A 20,864-nucleotide genomic window follows, 5' to 3' on the forward strand; every position below is an offset into this window, starting at 1 on the left:
GCTAACTGGGGCTTTTTTTATTTGAATATCCTAGTTCCTTGATGGAAATATATCTGCCACTCACCATTCGTATTCTTCCATATGGATGATCTCGTTGACCCATAAAGAATAGAACCGTTTTTATCGGTCCGCTGTGGGATAATGTATGTCACATGCGCGACAGAAGGGCTTAGTAACGTGCAAGTAAACTTCTCAACTTCATACTCAACATAATTTTGCTCATTTACCAGTAAATTTATAATTTCTGTTTTGTCGAAGCAGCGCCCCGAAGCACCGAATTCAATAAAATCATCATGCATAATTTGCGATAACTCGGTGCTATCGCCCCTAAGATTTGGATTACTTAATTTTCTCTCCAAATCCCACAGTGTCTTTTTCAAATGCTCGTATGTCATTACACCCTATTTGTAACAGTGATAATTTGAGAGAAATTATTACAATAGTAGCTCCATATAGACTACATCATCCTCCGGATTAAAATTATAAGGCTCAACTTCTTGAAATCCGAGCTTCTTATAAAGGGCTACCGCAGGCTCAAGGCGCCTAAGGCTATCCAAAAGCATTTTCTGATAGCCTGCCTTTTTGGCTTCTGCAATCAAACGAATGCTCAATGCTTCCCCTGCTCCTGATCGTTGAACATGAGGATACACAAACAAGCGCTTCATTTCGCAGACATTGTCATCATGCCTCTTAAGCGCAACCGCACCTATCGGTTCAGAATTTTGTTTTGCCAGTAATAAAAATTCATAACCATCTGGAAAGTTGGCAAATTCATCAGCCAATCCCTGAAACTCAAGATCAATCGGAATCCAATCTGTATAGGCCTTAAAAATCGCTTTCACTGCGGCTACATCAACATCATTTATAGCAAAATCAATTAAGGTCGACATTAAGTATTACCTTGCCATTCCATATAATAATTTGAACGTTCATAAGGACTATCAATCGGATTAGGCAATTCCTTAAACCCAATTTTATGATACAGCCGAATTGCATTCTTCAGGAGTGTGTTCGTTTCGAGATAAAGAAGTTTGCCGTCCCTCGCCTGAAAACGCTCAATAACTTTTTCACACAGTGCCCGGCCAATACCACCTTTTCGTATATTCGGGTCCACAGCCAATTTCGTCAGTTCAAACACACCGTCACCACCTGTTTTCATGGCAACAACGCCTAAAACCATAGTACCTGAAACTGCAAATAATATTTCGCCCCCTTTGCTGAGAATGTATGTTTCAGGGTCAGACAAGACCGCTTCATCAATTGACTCTACTTTGAAATATTCTTCGAGCCACGCGATGTTTAATTCATAAAATACCGGTTGGTACTTTTTATCATACGGGACAATCTCAAAACCATCTAATGACATGGATGACTAACCTTCATACAGATACTTAGATGAACACAAATCGTAAAATGCATACGACTATCTAGTCTATCGTTTCGTTTGGATACACTCCCCAAAGGGATTTCCGCTCTGCCCACCCTTCAGTTCCGTCGATCTCAAGCTTACACCATCTGTTTTCGCACGCATCAATAATACCAATGACACCCCTATCTGCGATAATTGTTACAGGTGAAACATCAGACGGGTCTTCAAACAAACGAAGTTTATCATCCATAATCATTGCCGTGCGCTTGTTATTCAACAAAAGCACATGCATCCAGCCAATGGTGCCCTGGTGGTCACGAAGTTTCCGCCACGGCCCGAACTCATCGATAACTTCTAACGGTAAATTGCGTCGGCGATATACCCATTCAATAGGGTATTGTCGCCCTGGGCCGGTTCTCATATTGGCTTCATCCGCAGAAAGTGACACAAACCGGGGCAAAATATTGCCGCTAGGCCCTACTTTTTGCGTATCCTGCGCGCCAGCACTAACACTTAAGCTGACACCCAATAAAACCAATAAAATGCTCAAAACGCATTTGCCTGAATATTGTACCAATCTTTGCTTCACGATTAGCCCTTTTTATACAGCGAAAAATAAGCACGCTGTATCACCTTCCGATTTGAAACTATAGCTCGCTTCTGTTACATAGCCTGATCATGGCTAATGCTACAATGCCAAGAATAATATTTTCGCTAGTGATCAGGCAACAAGTTTCCATACCCTTCTGTAAAGAGGTATGGATAGGCCAAAAGGATGATGAGTATGACTGACAAGACAATGCGTACAAGACCGAAGGTTATTGTCACCCGAAAATTACCTGATTCTATCGAAACCCGCATGGCTGAATTATTTGACGTGCAGTTGAACTTGGCTGACAAACCTATGGACCAAGCAGCACTTGAAGATGCCGCGCGACATGCAGATGTGCTGGTGCCAACCGTAACCGATAATATCAATGCAGATGTTATTAAGGCTGGTAAAAACTCGCTCAAGTTAATTGCCAATTTTGGGGCCGGAGTTAACCACATTGATGTTGCCGCCGCACGGGGAGCAAACATTACCATTACCAATACACCTGGCGTTTTAACGGAGGATACAGCAGACCTTGCAATGGCATTATTACTGTCTGTTCCTCGTCGTATTTTTGAAGGCGAAAAAATATTACGCGCCGGCGACTGGTCTGGTTGGGCGCCCACATTTTTAATGGGTCACCGGATTCAGGGCAAACGGTTGGGCATTATTGGTATGGGACGTATTGGACAGGCGATAGCAAAACGAGCAAAGGCCTTCAATATCGCTGTGCATTACCACAAACGAAACCGCCTACCTGTCGAAATAGAAGGTGAACTAGAAGCAACATATTGGGATAATCTTGATGAGATGCTATCCCGCATGGACTTTGTATCGGTTAATTGCCCGCTTACAGAGGAAACGCATCACCTTTTAGGCCGTGAACGGTTAAAACGACTACAACCGCATGCAGTGCTTATTAATACAGCACGCGGTGAGATTATTGATGAAAATGCACTTGCTGATCTTATAGAGGTAGGCAGAATTGCTGGTGCTGGTCTTGATGTGTTTGAAGAAGAGCCAACAATTAATCCAAAACTTCTTGAGCTCGAGAATGTTGTTCTCTTACCTCATATGGGGTCTGCAACAGTAGAGGCACGTGTAGCGATGGGTGAAAAAGTTCTTATAAACATCCGAGCTTTTCTGGATGGTCACAAATCACCCGACAGAGTCCTTCCTTTTTAAGATCATCGTTTTTATTACATAAGTGCACAGCAAATGCACAAACCGAGATTATAGTGAAATGACAGAGCAAAAAAATATCCGCAATTTTTCAATCATTGCGCATATTGACCACGGAAAATCAACTTTGGCCGATCGTCTGATACAGGTTACAGGCGCGCTTTCAGACCGTGAAATGAAGCAACAAGTGCTTGATAATATGGAAATCGAGCGCGAGCGCGGTATTACCATCAAAGCCCAAACGGTCAGGCTAGAATATAAAGCACAAAACGGCGAAAAATATATTCTGAACCTTATGGACACCCCTGGTCACGTGGATTTTGCCTACGAGGTAAGCCGGTGCCTCTCTGCCTGCGAGGGTTCTCTACTTGTTGTTGATGCAAGTCAGGGAGTAGAAGCCCAGACATTAGCGAACGTTTATCAAGCCATTGAAAATGATCATGATATCGTGCCCGTGCTCAATAAAATTGATCTACCCGCCGCGGAGCCTGAACGTGTTCGCACACAGATCGAAGATGTTATCGGCCTCGACGCGTCTGATGCCGTAGAATGTTCTGCCAAGTCAGGCATCGGGATTGAAGATGTACTCGAAAGCGTCGTGGAGCGCTTACCGGCCCCTGAGGGGGACCCTGATGCCCCGCTAAAGGCTATGCTCGTCGATAGTTGGTATGACAGTTATTTGGGCGTCATGGTTTTGCTTCGGGTTATCGACGGCAAAATCAAAAAAGGCCAAACCGTCAAAATGATGGCTGCGGATACAGAACATTTGGTTGACCGTGTTGGCATCTTCACGCCAAAGGGTGTCAGTGTACCAGAACTAGGCCCCGGTGAAGTTGGCTTCATCACGGCATCAATCAAGGAAGTCGCAGATACCCATGTCGGTGACACTATCACGGACGCGAAAAAACCATGTGCTGAGGCATTACCAGGTTTCCAACCAAGCCGGTCTGTTGTTTTCTGTGGCTTGTTTCCTGCAGACACATCAGAATTCGAACGCCTACGTGATGCCCTTGAAAAACTTCGCTTAAATGACGCAAGTTTCGAGTTTGAAACTGAAACCTCAGCCGCACTTGGCTTTGGTTTCCGCTGTGGTTTCCTTGGTATGTTGCACCTGGAGATCATCCAGGAACGCTTGAACCGTGAATTTGACCTTGAATTGATCACCACCAGCCCAAGTGTGATCTATAAGATTTATATGAATGATGGCTCAATGGTCGAATTGCATAATCCTGCGGACATGCCGGATGTTACACGCATTGACCGTATCGAAGAACCTTGGATTGATGCAACCATACTGGTGCCCGATGATCACTTGGGCGCAGTTTTAAAATTATGCGAGGACAAGCGCGGTATCCAATCTGACCTGACATATGCAGGTACGCGCGCGATGTTAAAATATCGACTTCCGCTCAATGAAGTGGTCTATGATTTCTATGACCGCCTAAAATCCATCAGTCGTGGGTATGCTAGTTTCGACTATGATATGGCGGGCTATGAGCAATCAGACCTCGTGAAAATGTCTATTCTGGTCAATGCTGAACCCGTTGACGCCCTTTCTATGCTTGTCCACAGAAGCCAGGCTGCCGGACGCGGTAAGGCACTGTGTGAACGACTGAAAGACCTTATTCCTCGTCAGCTCTTTAAAATTCCAATTCAAGCAGCAATCGGCGGAAAAATCATCGCAAGGGAAACAATTTCTGCAATGCGTAAGGATGTTACAGCAAAATGTTACGGCGGTGACGTAACCCGTAAGAAAAAACTGCTAGAAAAACAGAAGAAAGGGAAAGCGAAAATGCGAATGTATGGGAAAGTAGAAATCCCGCATAATGCATTCATTGCCGCCCTAAAAATGCGAGAAAATTAGAAATCATTTTTGCGGAATTGGTGTTGATTTCAATATACAGATCAGCATGAAACAACAAAATAATTGTAATTTTTGCAAAAATATTCACTAAAAACGAGTAATTTTGTATTTTGTTTACCAGTTATTAAGATGCAGTAGGTTATCTATAGTGTACTGATACAGCCTATTAGCTCCCTTGATCTGACTGTGTCATTCGCGGAACCGTACATCTTCCCCCGATGTCGGTTCCGCTTTTTATTTCATTTTTAAAATTTCTTGCATACTGTTAATCAATAGAAAATAATTCTCGGCAAGAATAGAAATATTAAATGAATAGACAAACCGCAGAACAAAGAGATAGGCCCTGTTTAAGCTCATTCAACATATTCTTATCATAGCAAACTGCGTGTTATTCAGCGGATACAGTTATGCTTCGGCACAAGACACGGTTCCAAACCAAGCGGCAGGTGATGTTCGAACGCTGGCAGTCGATATACATTTAAGCTTAAACCGTGACAACACCCCCGATGCTATCGCTTTTAAGCTTACACAGGCCATACAACTATTTCGCAGCCCATGCGAAGAAGTTACCGACTTTCAAATTTACTCACGAAGCCAGAACCTAACCGTATTAAAAGCCAAATGCAAAGCGACACCACTTTACGGTATTAGCGTTGGATCAAATGGTTATATTTCCGTTTATGGCGGGGACGGGATCATTGCTGGTTTCGATCGCCGCGACGGTGTTATCTATAGTTTTGGGCTTGATGGCAACCTTGAAGCATCCGACGGCATCACTATCGACAACATCCTGGATGAAACTGCAGCTCGCCTGCAAAGCGGTGATGATTTCAGCCCGGTCTATATCTTGCTATTTGTGGTCATTGTATTGATCATTATCGCAATCAGCATTGTAATGTCGTTAGGTTTGCTGCGCAGACGATCATCAAGGCGTGAAGCAGACACTCAGCTCTTCAGTCGCCGTGTCAGCAAGGAAACCAAGGACCAATTAACCCAAGAAAGCAAAAAACTGATCGCTAATATTTTCAAGCATCCATCGGGCATCTACATTGTCCGAGGTAAAAGCGGTCACAGGCGTTTCTTTGCTTCACTTATCTGGGCATTGTCATACCGCTATTTTAGTACCAGACTATTTGAAAGCAGCCCACCGACACCAATCGATGAAAAAGCTGACCAAGATTAAAAAGCACTCAAAACTAAATTGACGGTCTAAGAGGGGATTGCCATTCAACGCCGGTCACGAGTGCAACTAAATGCGCAAGTAAAACCAAAATAGCGAGAATCGCCGTAAATTGCGTATAAACATGCGGAATCAAGGCGGGTTTACCCAACTGACGTTTCTTTTCGCGCCATTTTGACAAAAAAAGTACCCCAACAAAAATTGTCAAACCCACAATGGTTTCTATGATTGTCATTCGCCGTCCACATGTCATTTTTAATTGCAGGCAATATATAGGCAATATTCAGATAGAAAAAAGGAGCCTAAAGGCTCCCTTCTTAAATATTTTTATTTGGTTACTCAGCTGTTTCCTGATCAACAAATATAATTTTTCCATCGACCATCGTCAAAACAGCACGGCCTTTTGGAATATCAGCCTCATCGACACTCATTATATCAATATCAAAAGCCGTTAAATCCGCCTTCTTCCCAACAGTTATCGTCCCTTGTTCGTCTTCTGTGAAAGAAGCCATCGCGGGCCACAGCGTAAACATTTTCAATGCATCTTCACGGCTAACCGCTTCTTCTGCGTGCCAGTTTTGTCCTTGAAAGCCTTTCAAGTCTCTCCGAGCTGTTGCTGCATAAAATTCAATCAAGGGATCACCGCGTTCTACCGGCGCATCGGAACCACCAGGGACAATAACACCGCTGGCAATCAAACTTTGCCAAGCATAAGCCCCAAGCAGCCTATCATCACCCAGGCGATCAGGGGCAAAATGCAAGTCTCCAATCGCGTGGGAGGGTTGCATTGACGGAATGACACCAAGGTTTCTAAACCGTGGGATATCATCTGGATGAACGATTTGAGCATGCTCTATTCGCCACCTAGGATCAACAACAGCACGATCCGCACTATCTACTTTCGCAAATATCTGCTCGTACCAATCAAGAAGCTGCCTGTTACCTCGATCACCAATGGCGTGGATATTCATTTGAATACCATTTCTAAGCGCCTGCTCCATTATGGGCAGGGCATCTTCTTCCTTGATCGTGATCAGTCCATGTGTATCAGCGTCTGAATAAGGTTCCAGAAGCGCAGCACCACGAGATCCTAAGGCCCCATCCATATAGAGCTTAATCGCCTTGGTGATAATTGTTCCGGAATTGCTTACTCTGGCGCCACCTGCAAATAGGTTGGAAGCATCCCCAGGATTAATTGAATTATAAACCCTAATGCCAAGGTCACCGGTATCAGATAGACTTTCCATTGCCAGAACCTCGGGCCAACTAACAGACATGCTGTGCAGCCCGGCCCAACCATATTCAGCATACACATCGCCGCCAACTTTAAGGGCCTCGGTGATACGTGCTGTGTCCGTCGCTGGAATTAAGGGATTAACCAACCCCATCGCTGCATCAACGAGAATACCAGTTGGTTCATTAAGCGCATTCTTGTGAATCTCACCACCGAATGGTGCTTCTGTGGCACCGCTGATGCCCGCCATTTCTAATGCCTTGGAGTTCGCAACGACTGCATGGCCGTCAGCACGCTTCAAAATAACCGGAATGTCCGCAACAACATCATCGATATCCCAGCGACTTGGCGTGCGGTTTTCAGGCCAATGGGTTTCGATCCAGCCACGCCCTACTATAACGGCATCATCGTGGGCTTCACGCCATGCCTTAACCTTTTCAACAAAATCACTAAGCGAGGCACTACCTTCCAGATTTAGTGTCAACTCGCGCTCACCAATGCCAAGAAGGTGTGCGTGCGCATCAACAAACCCGGGAAATAACGCCGCACCATCTAGAGAAAGAACCGTTGTCGTATCCCCCACAAAGGCTTGCACCTCAGATCTTGAGCCTACGAAAACAAACCGACCATCTTTTATCGCTATAGCTTCTGCCTCGGGATTAGCGTCATCAGCTGTATAAATTGGACCACCCCAAATCACAGTATCTGCAATTTCGCTTTGCGCGCTTACACTGGAAATCGCTGCTGCAATAAGTAAGTAAACCGCAGCCATATTGGCTATAAATCTCATCTGTGCCCTCCATGTCGGTTTAATTTGTCGACATAAATTAAGTATAACCCTAGCCTTAAGATTGCACATGCTAGGGAAACTGACCTCGCTGTCAAGCAAGCGGGTTGCACTTTCCTATCATTATCGTGCAAACTCGCAAAAGAGTGATACATTCATAACTATAAGAGCAGCACCGTGCGTGGATATTTCCTATTAATGATTGCAATTCCCTGGATCGCATTTGCGCTCTTTAAACCCCACGTTGGGGTTCTGATCTGGAATTGGTTTTCCCACATGAACCCTCACCTTGAGGTTGCTGGGTGGGTTCGTACTTTTCCATTTTTGGATGGTGTTGCTGCCTGCACAATTGTCGGTATGCTTATTGGGCGAGACAAGAAAAGCTTTCCTTCCCATCCCATTATGCTGGCGTTGGTTCTTTATTTGATTTGGGTACTCTTCACGACCGTGGCTGCATTCAATGTTGATCTGGCCATTCTCAAACTCATACATTTTTTAAAGGTTCTATTGTTTGCGTTTGTCGCCATTATTGTCATGCAAAGCCCGATGCGCCTGAAAGCTTTCGTATGGGTCATGGCTTTATCGCTCGCATATGTAAGCGTTAAAGGTGGCTTGTTCACGATCCTGACCGGTGGTGGGGCGCGCGTGCAAGGCGCCGGCGGTATGATAGAAGACAATAACCAGTTGGCCATGGCACTGTCGATGTTTCTGCCTGTTGCTTACTGGCACTTTCAGCACCCACCGCATAAACTCCTGAAATGGCCAATGCTTGGGGCTACGGCATTAACCGCTATTTCAATTCTTGGAACTCAATCTCGTGGTGGTTTTGTTGCTTTTGCTGCTGTGATGGCAATGACACTTTTAAAAAGTAAAAGAAAATTTGCCTATATCGCGCTTGTTGTTCCTCTTGTCATTGGTGCAATTACATTCATGCCTGATAGCTGGAAGGAGCGAATACAAAGTACCGAAAACGCTACCGAAGATGATAGCTTTGTCGGCCGCGTTTCGATGTGGAAGTTTTCAACCAACCTTGCGGGTGATAACTTTCTTGAGGGTGGTGGATTTGACGTATTCTATGATGAAAAAGCACGCGAACTCTATATGCCTGACGGCTTTGAACCCAGAGCCCCGCATTCCATATATTTTGAGGTATTAGCGGAACATGGGTATATTGGCCTTATCTTATTCCTGACAATATTGTTTACCGGATGGTATTCAGCGGGCAGCGCTGCAAAACGTTTTCAGTCCTATGACCAAACCAAATGGCTAGCAGACCTGTGCACTGCAATCCAACTCAGCCTCGTGGGATATGCAGTGGGTGGACTGACCGTAAATATCGCCACCTTCGACTTTTTCTATCATTTGCTTGCCGTTATCGTCATGGCAAATGTTGTCGGTGAGAAAATCATCATCAAGGGTGTTACTGTTGACGGGCAGGATGCAAATGTAACAACAATATTGGAAAAATGGTCACCTACACGGCAGTCCCAAAAGCATACCTGAGCTAAGCTTCGTCATCAGAATTTTCTTCTGCGGCTTTCTCAATGATATTTGCAAAAGGTGAATCATATTGTTTCGCTGTTCGCCTTCGCACAACACTGACAAGCATCCCTAAAAAGGCCCCGGCGCCGATAACAGCCGCAAACATAAGGGCGATTGCGAGTATCCATGTCCCAATACTGATGCTTGGTTCGCATGCACCCGTGCATTCTACGTCATTGGGATTGCCGATAAACTGGGTAAAAGCCATCCAAACGAGCAGTGAAATTGAAATTAAACTCAGTACAACCTTTACGGAGAACGAAAGAGCATATCGCCTGCGGCTACGTTTGCGTTTTTCTATGAATATATGGTCTGCCATGGCGCGACTATGGCCAAAAGCAGGAACCTGCGCAAGTCACGAAAATGAAATCAGGTGTTAGTCATGACAACAATTCATGCTTTTTCATAAGATGGCGAAATTGATCATAACTTAACGTTAGATGCTTGGCTGCTTGACGTTGATTATACCGAAATTTCTCCAAGACCTTCGTTATAATCGCTTTCTCCTGACCACAAATCACTTCCTTAAAGTCAAATGGTGCATCAACATCAACGCCATAATCATTATTTGTATCCGAACGATCAGGAACAACATGGTTCACGGCTTGCCCATTCCTTTGACTTATTTTTACAGCCTTGGGCCTATAGGGACTCTCAAAGGGGTCGAAGACAATATCACCGATAGGCTCTTCACCGTCCCAAGCTCGGTAAACAGCGCGTTCAACAACGTTTTTAAGCTCACGGACATTACCCGGCCACTGATACTCCAGCATCGCCTCAATTGCCTCATCAGTATATCCGGGAAACTGCAACCATTCCTGCTCCAAAGCCATCTGCCGACCAAAGTTTTCTGCAAGCAGCAATATATCATCCTGACGTTCCCTGAGAGGTGGCACAGTAATAACGTCGAACGCTAAACGGTCCAGAAGATCGTGACGAAATTCACCAGCGTCCGCAGCAGCGGGCAGATCAATATTTGTCGCACCAATGATCCGAACATTTACATTGATCGTTTCATTCCCGCCCACACGCTCAAATTCGCCATATTCAATCACTCGAAGAAGTTTTTCCTGAGCTGTCATGCTCATGGTTCCAATTTCATCAAGAAACAGGCTGCCTTTGTGTGCAACTTCAAATCGTCCCTTACGCTTTTTATTCGCCCCCGTAAAAGCACCGGGTTCATACCCAAACAATTCACTTTCCAAAAGAGTATCCGGCAAGGCAGCGCAGTTCATTTTCTGAAAGTTGCGATCCCAACGATTTGATAAATAGTGCAAACGCGCAGCAATAAGCTCCTTACCAGTGCCGCGTTCTCCAATCACAAGCATGGGCCTGTCAAGCGGCGCAGCTCGACTAATCTGATCCGTGAGTTCAAAAAATGCAGCTGAGGCGCCGAGCATCTGATCATTGGTCGTTTTCATAAAACTAATATATGGTTTTTTTTACTATTTAATAGTATTTTTTTCACTACACATACACACTCAGAAATATAATTATTATTTTATCTATATTTTTCAATTACTTAATCAAAATCAAAAAACTGGCACACTGAATGCAATAAAAGGCACATCGGCCCGAAGAGGCTGAAAAAAGACAGCGAACTTAAACAATAAAGAAAAGACAGCTCGAGAAACTGAGGACCAACAAATGAACCCGATGACGCAGCTAAATTCAGTTTTCAAAAACATCCACCAAGTGGACCGTGATATAGACAATGTAATGGCATGCATGGCTATTCTGAAACGTACATCACAGAGTTATAATGAAACTGTAGCCAAGCAGCATTCTTCATCAATAAACAACCAACGTTTTTCATAATCTAAGCAGCTAACACCTGATCGTGCATCAGGTCCCAAAAAGTGGCCAATAAGCCCGGGACACATGCGAGGAAACAATAAGAAAGGATAACCTAATGGGTATTTTCTCTCGTCTAACCGACATCATTAATTCCAACATCAATGCCATTCTGGATAAAGCCGAAGACCCAGACAAAATCATCCGGATGGTCATTCAAGAAATGGAAGAAACCCTGATCGAAGTTAGATCAAGTGCGGCAAAAGCGATCGCAGATCAAAAAGACGTTGAACGCCGCCTAAAGCGCCTCGACAATGCTCAGGCCGACTGGGAGAAAAAGGCCGAACTGGCCATCTCTAAAGGACGGGAAGACCTCGCCAAAGGTGCACTCATCGAGAAATCGAAAGTCGCAGACATGGCTGACCACCTTAAAGCTGAGCTAGAGCAACTCAAAGAAGCGCTTGGCCGCCACGAAGAGGATGTCATTAAACTAGACGCCAAACTTCGTGAAGCGCGCGCCAAAAAAGCAACGCTCCAAGCACGTCAGAAAACTGCAACCAATCATGTTCGTGTTCGTAAGAACCTATATGACAACCGTATTCAGGATGCATTTGATCGTTTTGACAAAGTCGAGCAACGCTTGGACCGTATTGAAGGCGAAGCGGAAGCTTATGAACTTGGCAAAGGCGAGTCCCTTGCAGATACCATCCAGTCCCTAGAGACAACGGATGAAATTGAAAAGGAACTTGAGGCACTGAAAGCAAAGGCAGCGGCAAGTGCAAATGATAACAAGGCGGAAAAGAAAGCATCAAAGAAATCTGCTTCTAAATAATAACAATAATCAGGAGAGGACATAAAAATGGATGATGCTGTTCCGATATTATTAGTAGTCGTAGTAATCCCCCTTTGGATCATATTCCACTATGTAACCAAATGGAAAACGATGAAGGGCCTGACAGCTGAAGATGAAGAATCGTTCAATGACCTACGCCGGGCATCGGACCGATTGGAAGACCGCCTAAGGTCAATGGAACGTATTCTTGACAATGAAGTACCGGATTGGAGAAGTCGCCATGACACGTAATAGCGCCACAAAATTATACAAAAACCCACGTGACGGAATGTTTATGGGTGTGTGCGCTGGCCTGGCCGATTATTTCGGCATCAACGTCACGGCCGTTAGGTTACTCATTGTATTCGGCGCAATTTTCACTGGCATCGGTGTTTTTGTAATTGGTTACATAATCACGGGCTTTGTATTGGACCCAAAACCTGCGGACCTATACGAGGATGAAGAAGAAGAAACATTCTGGAGAGAAACCAGAAAGGCCCCTGAATATAGTGCCGCAGAATTACGGCGCCGGTTCCGCGACATCGAGCGGCGGACAACGGAAATGGAATCTTACATGACAAGTAAAAGATTCCGACTAGAGCGAGAGCTTAAAGCACTCGAAGACTAAAAAGAAGTACACAGATACTCAGCGAGGAAACAAGAAAAAGGGCGGTTCTACCGCCCTTTTTTAGACACTAAGGCGTCCGTGGCTCCAGATATTGAATTCCATGGCTAACCTCACCGCCCACAATCGTTTTCACAATATAAATATGATCATACTGATGCTCCTCCAAATCGCTATATTCGAGGCCAGTCAGTAGATTAAACAGCTTTGGAGTTGTATTACTGTGTCCGACAACAAGCGTTGCCCCTTTCAGAAGGGATAATTGCCCTTTCATTTGAGCGAGTTCACGAGGGTCATATTTTCTAATCGCGACCCCGGCTTGCTCAGCACTTGGGGCGGCAGTTTCCAAAGTGCGTTTATAATCACTTGAAAACACAGCGGTAATATTTTTGTCTTTTAAATATTCAGCGAGCGCCTCAGCGCGTACCTTACCCTGATCGGTCAGCGATGGGTCTGAGTATCCTGTTTGTTTTTCTGCATGTCGTACCAAATAAATAGTATGCTGGGCTTCCGTGGTAGTAGCGATAAACAGCAAAGATACCGAGAATACGCTTAAAGCTAATGATATATTTCTGATAAAACTCATGATTACCTCCCTAAACTTGAATTATTATAACAACAAATCTGGCAGTATCAGGGCAAATAAGCGCCTTAAAATGGCGTGCCAGCGTTGAATGTCATCATTTGTTTTGTCGATGGGTGGCGAATGGTGATCGCTTCTGCATGCAACATCAAACGGGGCGCCATTTCAAGCGCCTCACCGTCCGCATAAAACCTGTCACCCAGAATTGGGTGCCCTAGTTCGAGCATATGAACCCGAAGCTGATGGGAACGCCCGGTTACAGGCGTAAGTTTCACACGGGTTTCATTCCCGCCTCGATCAATAACTTCATAATGCGTTAGCGCGGACCTGCCATTATCATGATCTACCTTCTGCTTGGGTCGGTTAGGCCAATCGCAAATCAAAGGCAAATCTATACTACCTCTATCCTCTTTAACGTTGCCGTATACCCGAGCAATGTATGTTTTCGATGTTAAACGATGTTCAAACTGGTATCCAATATAACGATGCGCGTCTTTGTGCATCGCCATAACCAATAATCCAGACGTATCCATATCCAATCTATGGATAGTGCTGGCCCCCACAAATTCTGCCTGTACCCGGCTCTCCAAGCAATCCTTGTGATCATCATGTTTACCGGGAACAGATAACAATCCAGACTGCTTGTTCAGGACAATGATGTCATCATCCTGATAGACTATTTGCAGCAAGGGATCTGTCGGCGGATTATAGTCAAACATTAAATTAGCATTCTCAAATTCTTTTGATGCTTATACCGTTTGCATAAATTTATGCATCAACTAATCTACCGTGAATTTAAAATGCAAAGAATTCTCATGACAGATCATCTTAAACCGTCTTCTAAAACTGTACATTCAGCACATACTGATAAACGTCAGGGTGCACCCATGATGCCGGGCCCTGTTTTTTCAAGCACATTTCACACCCACGGCATGCCAAGCGATGCACCATACCAATACGGGCGTTTTCATCATCCTACATGGCATCATTTAGAGGAAAAGCTCAGCAGTCTAGAAGGCGGAGAGACCGTGATTTTCCCCTCTGGTATGGGCGCGATTGCAGCCGTTTTAACAACTATACTTGAAAGCGGTGATACAGTTTTGATGCCCAGCGATGGCTATTATCCATCACGTGCCTATGTAGAACAATTTCTTTCGCGGTATGGCGTGATGCTAAAGCTAGCCGCAACCAAGGATATGGCTGAGACAGATTTCACAGGGATCAAACTGGTATTTATCGAGAGCCCAAGCAATCCAATGCTTGATATTTGTGATATCCAAAAAGTCTGTGAACGAGCACATTCCAGTGGGGCGCTGGTTGCCATCGACAATACAACAGCCACAATATTAGGGCAAAACCCGCTTGAGCTTGGTGCTGATTTTTCCGTGTCCTCGGACACGAAAGCCTTGAATGGTCATAGCGATATCTTGTTTGGCCATGTCGCTTCAAACAATGTTGATGCCATCACCCGAATACGCGATTGGCGAAAGCTTTCTGGATGCATCCCGGGCCCCATGGAAACATGGCTTGTAGACCGCGGCATACAAACGCTTGATGTCAGGCTGGAAAGACAAGTTAAAAACGCCCAGCACATTGCCGAATACTTGATTAACCATGCAAAAGTTCAATCCCTACGCTATCCTGGCCTAGCGAATGATCCGTCGCACACATTAGCGAAGGCACAGATGAACCATTTTGGATTTATCGTGACATTTGACCTTGGTAGCCGCGAGAATGCGGATCGATTTATGGCGCGCCTAAACATGATTACTGATGCGACAAGCTTTGGCGGCGTACATACAATCGCAGAACGACGGGCGCGCTGGGGTACTGATGATATTCCAGAAGGGACAATCCGCCTAAGCGCCGGTATCGAGCATATTGAGGATATCATTGGCGATATCGAGCAGTCACTAGATCAAATTTAGTGCAACCAAAAGAAAATGCCTGCCCTCTATCGAAAGCAGGCCAGTCACTTCTTCAGTAAAACTGTATAAATATAGCTGTATTAGGCTACAGCGTATCTTCTACGAAGCACCAATCCAGAGAGGCCAAAACCAAGGATCATCATCAGCCACGTTGCTGGTTCAGGCACCGTTGATACAGAACGGGTGCCATATAATGTCAAGTGACTGAGAGCAGGATTATTTCCACTGCCAACCAATAGTGGAAGTAATGTGGGCGCTGTTACGCCACTAATAAAGCAACTAGCATCCGTACACCAGTTATCCCAGTCGACGGGGCCCATTGAACTATAATCAACGAGGAGGTAATCAGGTCCACCCTTAATAACCACCGCGAAAACATCAAATCCCTCTATATGCCAAGAACCACTTAGGCCAGAGTCAAAACTAATTTCAAATGGCGCGCCCTCAAAACCTTCACCCACATTAAAGCGTCCAATCTGCTCAAGATCATCGGGCGCATCATCTAAAAGGCCGATCACTTCAGAAAGTGAATCATTACCGGGCTGTATTGAGAAAGTGACAGCAGCATTTGCCATCGTGCTAACAAACATGAGTGACAAGAAAACAGTGACACATCGTTTCATGAAGCTTGTCATTTTGCGCTCCTTTCAGTCTGTATATTTATCTATTTTATTTTTCTAAATTTTGTTAATATTATATTAACATATATTAAATCGAGAGTCATATATTTTCTACCTAAACTATTATTTATTATATTATACAAATACTTATTTTATCAGTTATTATCGAACTCAAATTCAAATATGTTTCGACTCATAGTTGAAGGCCACATATAAAAGCGAGGAAATGCACATGAAATGGGCAAAAAACGCCGCTGTAGTAACTAGCTTAATTGCTCTGCTAACAGCATGCGGTAATGAAGCATCAGACACGAACTCTAAACCAGATGCTGTAACCGAAGCAACTACAGCGAACGCAACCGAAAACGAATTGATCAGTTTTGAACAATTCACATTGGATAACGGCCTTAAGGTTGTGATGCATATTGATAAGTCCGATCCTGTTGTCGCTGTTGCCCTAACAAGCCACGTCGGTTCAGCACGCGAAAAACCGGGGCGTACTGGTTTTGCGCATTTATTTGAACATCTATTATTCCTCGAATCTGAAAATCTCGGCAAAGGTGGCCTTGATAAACTCAGTGCACGAATTGGCGGTTCGGGGGCGAATGGTTCTACAAGTCGTGATCGCACCAACTATTTCCAGACTGTACCAAATGATGCACTGGAGAAAATGATATGGGCAGAAGCCGACAAGCTAGGTTTCTTTATCAATACTGTGACAGAGCCTGTGCTCGCCAAAGAAAAACAGGTGGTGAAAAACGAAAAACGTCAAGGTATAGACAACCAGCCCTATGGTCATACGTTCTATGTAGTTGACAAGAACCTGTACCCCGAGGGCCATCCCTATAACTGGCAGGTTATTGGTTCACTGGAGGATCTTCAAAATGCAACACTTGAAGACGTAAAAGAATTCTTCCGCCGATGGTATGTCCCCAATAATGTTACACTGACAATTGCGGGTGATTTCGATCCAAAACAGGCAAAAATTTGGGTTGAGAAATATTTTGGTGAAATCAAACGCGGTGAAGATATCAGTCGACAAGACAAACAACCCGCCAGTCTTTCAGAGACAAAAAAACGTTTCTATGAAGATAATTTTGCCCGGACACCTCAACTTTTACTAACATGGCCGGGCGTTCACCAATATCACAAGGATAGTTATGCCCTTGATATCTTGATTACGTATCTGTCGGAAGGCAAAAACGCCCCTCTTAACAAGGTTCTGATTGACGATAAAAAGTTAACAACGACAATTTTTATGTTCAATCGTAATTCCGAACTGGCAGGGCAAACAATGCTGGGTGTCAGGGCGTTTGACGGCGTCAAACTGGACGATGTCCAAACCGCAATCGATGAAGCGTTTGCTGACTTTGAGACTAATGGTATTTCCGAAACAGATTTGGCTCGCGTAAAAGCGGGTGCAGAGGTCGACTTCTATAGTGGTATCCAAAGTGTTCTTGGTAAAGCATTTCAGCTTGCACAATATGATATTTTTGCTGGTGACCCCGGGTTTATTAACGATGACATCAAAAATATCCAAGCCGTAACAAGCGAAGATGTTATGCGTGTTTACACCGATTACATCAAAGACAAGAATTATGTTGCAGTGAGCACAGTTCCAAAAGGACAAGCCGATTTAGTGTTATCAGGATCAACACAAGCAGAAATTGTTGAAGAACAAATCGTGCAAGGCGCTGAAGAGACATTCGATGCTTCTATCACGGCAGAGTATGAACGGACACCATCTTCTTTTGATCGCACAATCGAGCCAGAATATGGTCCAGAACCAATTTTGCGTGTCCCTGCAATTTGGGAAAACACACTTTCAAATGGCCTAAAAATATATGGCATTGAAGATAGCGAACTTCCGCTGGTTCGCTTTGACCTGACAATTGAAGGGGGTCAGTTGCTGGATGACCTGAACAAAGTTGGGGTCGCTAACCTTGTTGGCGAACTTATGCAAAAAGGTACAAAAAACCGTACGACCGCAGAACTTGAAGAAGCCATCGAAGCATTAGGTGCCGAGCTTTCGGTTACAGCAACCGCTGAGTCTATTCGAATTTCCGGCACGACACTTGCAAAAAATCTTGATGAAACACTCGCAATTTTTGAAGAGGTACTTTTGGAGCCACGCTGGGATGAGCAAGAATTTGAGCTGGCAAAACTTCGGGTTTTAAATCAATTAGAACAGGAAAAATCCAATCCTAATGCCATTGCTGACAATGCTTTTGCGACATTAATTTACGGCGAAAATCATATCCTTTCACGAAACATTCTTGGCAACAAGGAGAGCGTTGAAAACATCACTCTTGATGACCTAAAGGTATATTATCAGACATATTTTTCACCGAGCGTTGCTAAATTGCATGTTGTTGGTGATGTAAGCAAAACAGCATTGGTAGAAAAGTTCGCAGGTCTGTCGTCTCGTTGGGCGTCGAGGGACGTGACTATTCCGAACTATTCAACACCACAGCCGTTAGGCGCATCCAAAGTATATTTCTATGATGTCCCTGGTGCGAAACAGTCAATAATTCGATTTGGATATCCTGCGCTAAAGCGGACGAACGAAGACTTTTATGCTGCTACACTTATGAATTACCGGCTTGGCGGCGGCGGGTTCGCTTCCCGCTTGACCCAAGAATTACGGGAAGGTAAAGGATATACTTACGGCATTGGATCACAATTTTCAGGGACAAAACGCCAGGGAGAATTTACGATCTTTTCTGGTGTTAGAAGTAACATAACCCTTGAAGCAACAATGCTCGTGAAGGATATTCTTAGCAATTACGGCAATACCTTTACGGAGCAGGACCTAACGGTAACAAAAGGGTTTCAGTTAAAAAGTAAAGCCCGGGCCTTTGAGACACCAAATGCCAAACTGGGCCTACTTCGTAACATCAGCACATATAACTTGCCCTATGATTATGTGATTGCCCAAAACTCAACCATTCGTGACCTGACGGTTGAAGAAGTACAGCGCTTGGCTGAAGCGCACATTCGACCAGATCAAATGATTTATCTTGTGGTAGGTGACGCTGCAACGCAGTTAGACAGACTAAGTACACTTGGGTATGGAACCCCCATTTTACTAAACAAATAAACTGGAAGAACCCCAAAGATATCGGGCCTAATCGCCCGATATCTATTTAACAGCAGACAAAATAATGACTGACAAAAACCAACAATTTCATGAATTAGTGTCAAGACAAGATGAACTTGAAGCCAAAATAATGTTCCAGCAAGACACCATTGATAATCTGAATAGTGTAGTCACAGAACAATGGAAGTTAATTGATAAACTGAAGCTACAAATTCAAAAACTTGACGATCAATTATATGAACTGGAAACATCAGACACCGGTGGCATCCAGAAACCACCACATTATTGATACATTGATACGCAAATTACACAGGTTGACTGGCTGAAGAATAGCCATCAACAGACTCAAGAATTTTTGCAACCAATTCCTGCTCTATCGATGACAATTCTGGCTTCCACACCTCAAATAACAAGATATATCGATCCTGATCGCTATTATTCCATGCTTCATGTTCTATAGTATCATCGAACAACCACACTTTACCTTCTTGCCATTCTCTGATGTCATTCCCAACTCGAAAACCACAACCCTCAGGAACTATAAGCGGTAAGTGACAAATCAACCGCGTGTTTATAAGGCCATTGTGCGGTGGTATTTTTGCACCCGCCTTCAACAATGAAAATAAAATATTTGGCGCCCTGCCCTGCATTTCGGGAAACTTGATCTTCTTCATGGCAGCAACGGTTTCTGGGCATTGAACGGCAGCACCGTCTACTAACTCACCGTCTTTCCATAGATAATAAGCGCTCCAACTATCGCTACCTTTCATTCCGTGAAAATCATTCTGCGGTCGGTCATCGCTTCCTTGTAAGTATGCAGAAAAATCTTGCGGTACTTGTTGAATAGCACCTTCTAATTCCGTACGAATAATATCAGTTTTTGCTTCCAATTCAGAAACCCAAGCGAAATCCACAGGATCATAAAATCCAATATCAGGAAGCTCTGGGAAAAAATATGTTTGAGGCTGCTGAGTATACGGCGTTTTTTGACCCGTCATGATATCAAGCGACAATTTGGCTCGTCTGGCACTAATACCTGCTGCTTTCATATCATCATGAAGTATTCCATTGAGGTAATCTGTATAATTTGCCAGAATATCATCACATCGCTTCTGCGCCCTCGACAACTGAACCTTCAGGTCTTCTGGGGTTTGCGTGTTTTGAGGGCTACTATTTAAAGCAATTCTATAGAAAGCCACGGCTGATTGGTGATCATTTTGATCATAGTACAAATCTGCCTTTAAGATATAAGCCCTCGGATTACGCCGCTCTAGCTCTATTGATTTATCTGCAGCCGACTGTCCAGCTGCGAAATCTCCAAGGTCTCGACATGCCAGCCCGAGCGCGAGCCAAATGGAGGCATTCTGTATGCCCTGTTTTATCAAACCCTGGAAAATAGCCCGTGCTTCACCTGGCGCATTTCTTTGAAGCGCCTGTAAGCCATTTTGAATTGATTGATTGATATTATTTTGCTGCAAAAGAAATCCTCTATCACGATCAAGCGATAGAACGATAGAATAATAACTCGCATAAATAAACTAAGAAAATACTATTTGTTAACAACCATCTACTTCTACATAAAGTAAAAAAAATGGGCCCGAAGGCCCATAAATATATTTACTTTCCTACTTA

22 protein-coding genes are annotated in these 20,864 nt (G+C 44.2%); 10 read left to right on the forward strand and 12 right to left on the reverse strand.

Annotated features, from left to right (window positions below; all coding sequences use genetic code 11):
* Positions 1-17: 17 nt before the first annotated feature.
* The 4 genes from KFF44_RS16255 to KFF44_RS15140 form a co-directional block, all read right to left on the reverse strand.
* Positions 18-395, reverse strand: a complete 378-nt coding sequence (locus KFF44_RS16255; RefSeq protein ID WP_370691120.1) for a DUF4440 domain-containing protein — start codon at positions 393-395, stop codon at positions 18-20.
* A gap of 39 nt (positions 396-434) precedes the next feature.
* Entirely contained in the window at positions 435-890 is a 456-nt protein-coding gene (locus KFF44_RS15130; protein ID WP_255935734.1) for a GNAT family N-acetyltransferase, read from the reverse strand.
* A complete protein-coding gene (locus KFF44_RS15135) occupies positions 890-1,366 on the reverse strand; it encodes a GNAT family N-acetyltransferase (RefSeq protein ID WP_255935737.1) in 477 nt (158 codons plus the stop codon). Before KFF44_RS15135 ends, KFF44_RS15130 begins: the two co-directional genes overlap by 1 nt.
* Before the next feature lie 61 nt (positions 1,367-1,427).
* On the reverse strand, positions 1,428-1,958 hold the full coding sequence (locus KFF44_RS15140) for an SH3 domain-containing protein (protein ID WP_255935751.1): 531 nt from the start codon (positions 1,956-1,958) through the stop codon (positions 1,428-1,430).
* A 195-nt stretch (positions 1,959-2,153) separates the two neighbouring features.
* Between KFF44_RS15140 and KFF44_RS15145 the strand changes: the two genes are divergently transcribed.
* The 3 genes from KFF44_RS15145 to KFF44_RS15155 all read left to right on the forward strand — a co-directional run bounded on the left by KFF44_RS15145 (position 2,154) and on the right by KFF44_RS15155 (position 6,190).
* The gene (locus KFF44_RS15145; RefSeq protein ID WP_255935753.1) at positions 2,154-3,146 is read left to right on the forward strand and encodes a D-glycerate dehydrogenase; all 993 of its coding nucleotides are present in this window, start codon (positions 2,154-2,156) and stop codon (positions 3,144-3,146) included.
* A 58-nt stretch (positions 3,147-3,204) separates the two neighbouring features.
* The gene (gene lepA, locus KFF44_RS15150) at positions 3,205-5,007 is read left to right on the forward strand and encodes a translation elongation factor 4 (RefSeq protein WP_255935766.1); all 1,803 of its coding nucleotides are present in this window, start codon (positions 3,205-3,207) and stop codon (positions 5,005-5,007) included.
* Positions 5,008-5,392: 385 nt separating this feature from the next.
* Positions 5,393-6,190: a hypothetical protein gene (locus tag KFF44_RS15155; RefSeq protein WP_255935769.1), complete on the forward strand. Its 798-nt coding sequence runs from the start codon at positions 5,393-5,395 to the stop codon at positions 6,188-6,190.
* 13 nt (positions 6,191-6,203) lie between these two features.
* Here the strand turns inward: KFF44_RS15155 and KFF44_RS15160 are convergent, their stop codons facing one another.
* Entirely contained in the window at positions 6,204-6,422 is a 219-nt protein-coding gene (locus KFF44_RS15160; protein WP_255935771.1) for a hypothetical protein, read from the reverse strand.
* A gap of 100 nt (positions 6,423-6,522) precedes the next feature.
* A complete protein-coding gene (locus tag KFF44_RS15165; RefSeq protein WP_255935774.1) occupies positions 6,523-8,211 on the reverse strand; it encodes an amidohydrolase in 1,689 nt (562 codons plus the stop codon).
* A gap of 174 nt (positions 8,212-8,385) precedes the next feature.
* On the opposite strand from KFF44_RS15165, the gene KFF44_RS15170 reads away from it, so the two are divergent.
* Positions 8,386-9,711, forward strand: a complete 1,326-nt coding sequence (locus KFF44_RS15170; RefSeq protein WP_255935776.1) for a putative O-glycosylation ligase, exosortase A system-associated — start codon at positions 8,386-8,388, stop codon at positions 9,709-9,711.
* A 1-nt stretch (position 9,712) separates the two neighbouring features.
* Here the strand turns inward: KFF44_RS15170 and KFF44_RS15175 are convergent, their stop codons facing one another.
* The gene (locus tag KFF44_RS15175; protein ID WP_255935778.1) at positions 9,713-10,069 is read right to left on the reverse strand and encodes a hypothetical protein; all 357 of its coding nucleotides are present in this window, start codon (positions 10,067-10,069) and stop codon (positions 9,713-9,715) included.
* Positions 10,070-10,130: 61 nt separating this feature from the next.
* Entirely contained in the window at positions 10,131-11,171 is a 1,041-nt protein-coding gene (gene pspF / locus KFF44_RS15180; RefSeq protein ID WP_255935780.1) for a phage shock protein operon transcriptional activator, read from the reverse strand.
* Positions 11,172-11,662: 491 nt separating this feature from the next.
* Here pspF and pspA point away from each other — a divergent pair, with 491 nt between their 5' ends.
* Genes pspA through pspC form a run of 3 tightly spaced genes read left to right on the forward strand, consistent with a single transcriptional unit; the run spans position 11,663 to position 13,004 of the window.
* Positions 11,663-12,376: a phage shock protein PspA gene (gene pspA / locus KFF44_RS15185; RefSeq protein WP_255935781.1), complete on the forward strand. Its 714-nt coding sequence runs from the start codon at positions 11,663-11,665 to the stop codon at positions 12,374-12,376.
* Between the two features lie 27 nt (positions 12,377-12,403).
* Positions 12,404-12,628 carry an envelope stress response membrane protein PspB gene (gene pspB, locus KFF44_RS15190; RefSeq protein ID WP_255935784.1) on the forward strand — a complete coding sequence of 75 codons (225 nt, stop codon included), beginning with the start codon at positions 12,404-12,406 and terminating at the stop codon, positions 12,626-12,628.
* Positions 12,618-13,004, forward strand: a complete 387-nt coding sequence (gene pspC, locus KFF44_RS15195; protein ID WP_255935786.1) for an envelope stress response membrane protein PspC — start codon at positions 12,618-12,620, stop codon at positions 13,002-13,004. The genes pspB and pspC overlap by 11 nt, the downstream gene beginning before the upstream one ends.
* 67 nt (positions 13,005-13,071) lie before the next feature.
* Here the strand turns inward: pspC and KFF44_RS15200 are convergent, their stop codons facing one another.
* Together KFF44_RS15200 and rluA are read right to left on the reverse strand one after the other, a co-directional pair.
* Positions 13,072-13,587 (reverse strand): histidine phosphatase family protein, encoded by a 516-nt coding sequence (locus tag KFF44_RS15200; protein ID WP_255935787.1) that lies wholly within the window; start codon positions 13,585-13,587, stop codon positions 13,072-13,074.
* 65 nt (positions 13,588-13,652) lie between these two features.
* Positions 13,653-14,303 carry a bifunctional tRNA pseudouridine(32) synthase/23S rRNA pseudouridine(746) synthase RluA gene (gene rluA, locus KFF44_RS15205; RefSeq protein WP_255935788.1) on the reverse strand — a complete coding sequence of 217 codons (651 nt, stop codon included), beginning with the start codon at positions 14,301-14,303 and terminating at the stop codon, positions 13,653-13,655.
* A 96-nt stretch (positions 14,304-14,399) separates the two neighbouring features.
* Here rluA and KFF44_RS15210 point away from each other — a divergent pair, with 96 nt between their 5' ends.
* The gene (locus KFF44_RS15210; protein ID WP_255935789.1) at positions 14,400-15,512 is read left to right on the forward strand and encodes a cystathionine gamma-lyase; all 1,113 of its coding nucleotides are present in this window, start codon (positions 14,400-14,402) and stop codon (positions 15,510-15,512) included.
* 80 nt (positions 15,513-15,592) lie between these two features.
* Here KFF44_RS15210 and KFF44_RS15215 read toward each other — a convergent pair whose 3' ends face one another.
* Positions 15,593-16,147: a PEPxxWA-CTERM sorting domain-containing protein gene (locus KFF44_RS15215; protein WP_255935790.1), complete on the reverse strand. Its 555-nt coding sequence runs from the start codon at positions 16,145-16,147 to the stop codon at positions 15,593-15,595.
* A 217-nt stretch (positions 16,148-16,364) separates the two neighbouring features.
* On the opposite strand from KFF44_RS15215, the gene KFF44_RS15220 reads away from it, so the two are divergent.
* Positions 16,365-19,232, forward strand: coding sequence for a pitrilysin family protein (locus KFF44_RS15220; RefSeq protein WP_255935793.1), 2,868 nt, complete (start codon positions 16,365-16,367; stop codon positions 19,230-19,232).
* A 64-nt stretch (positions 19,233-19,296) separates the two neighbouring features.
* Positions 19,297-19,521, forward strand: coding sequence for a SlyX family protein (locus tag KFF44_RS15225; protein ID WP_255935795.1), 225 nt, complete (start codon positions 19,297-19,299; stop codon positions 19,519-19,521).
* A 16-nt stretch (positions 19,522-19,537) separates the two neighbouring features.
* Here the strand turns inward: KFF44_RS15225 and KFF44_RS15230 are convergent, their stop codons facing one another.
* Positions 19,538-20,710, reverse strand: coding sequence for an aspartyl/asparaginyl beta-hydroxylase domain-containing protein (locus tag KFF44_RS15230; protein ID WP_255935797.1), 1,173 nt, complete (start codon positions 20,708-20,710; stop codon positions 19,538-19,540).
* Positions 20,711-20,864 lie beyond the last annotated feature (154 nt).

Origin of the sequence: Kordiimonas sp. SCSIO 12610 (genome assembly GCF_024398015.1) — a bacterium.
In the GTDB taxonomy this organism is placed as follows: domain Bacteria; phylum Pseudomonadota; class Alphaproteobacteria; order Sphingomonadales; family Kordiimonadaceae; genus CANLMI01.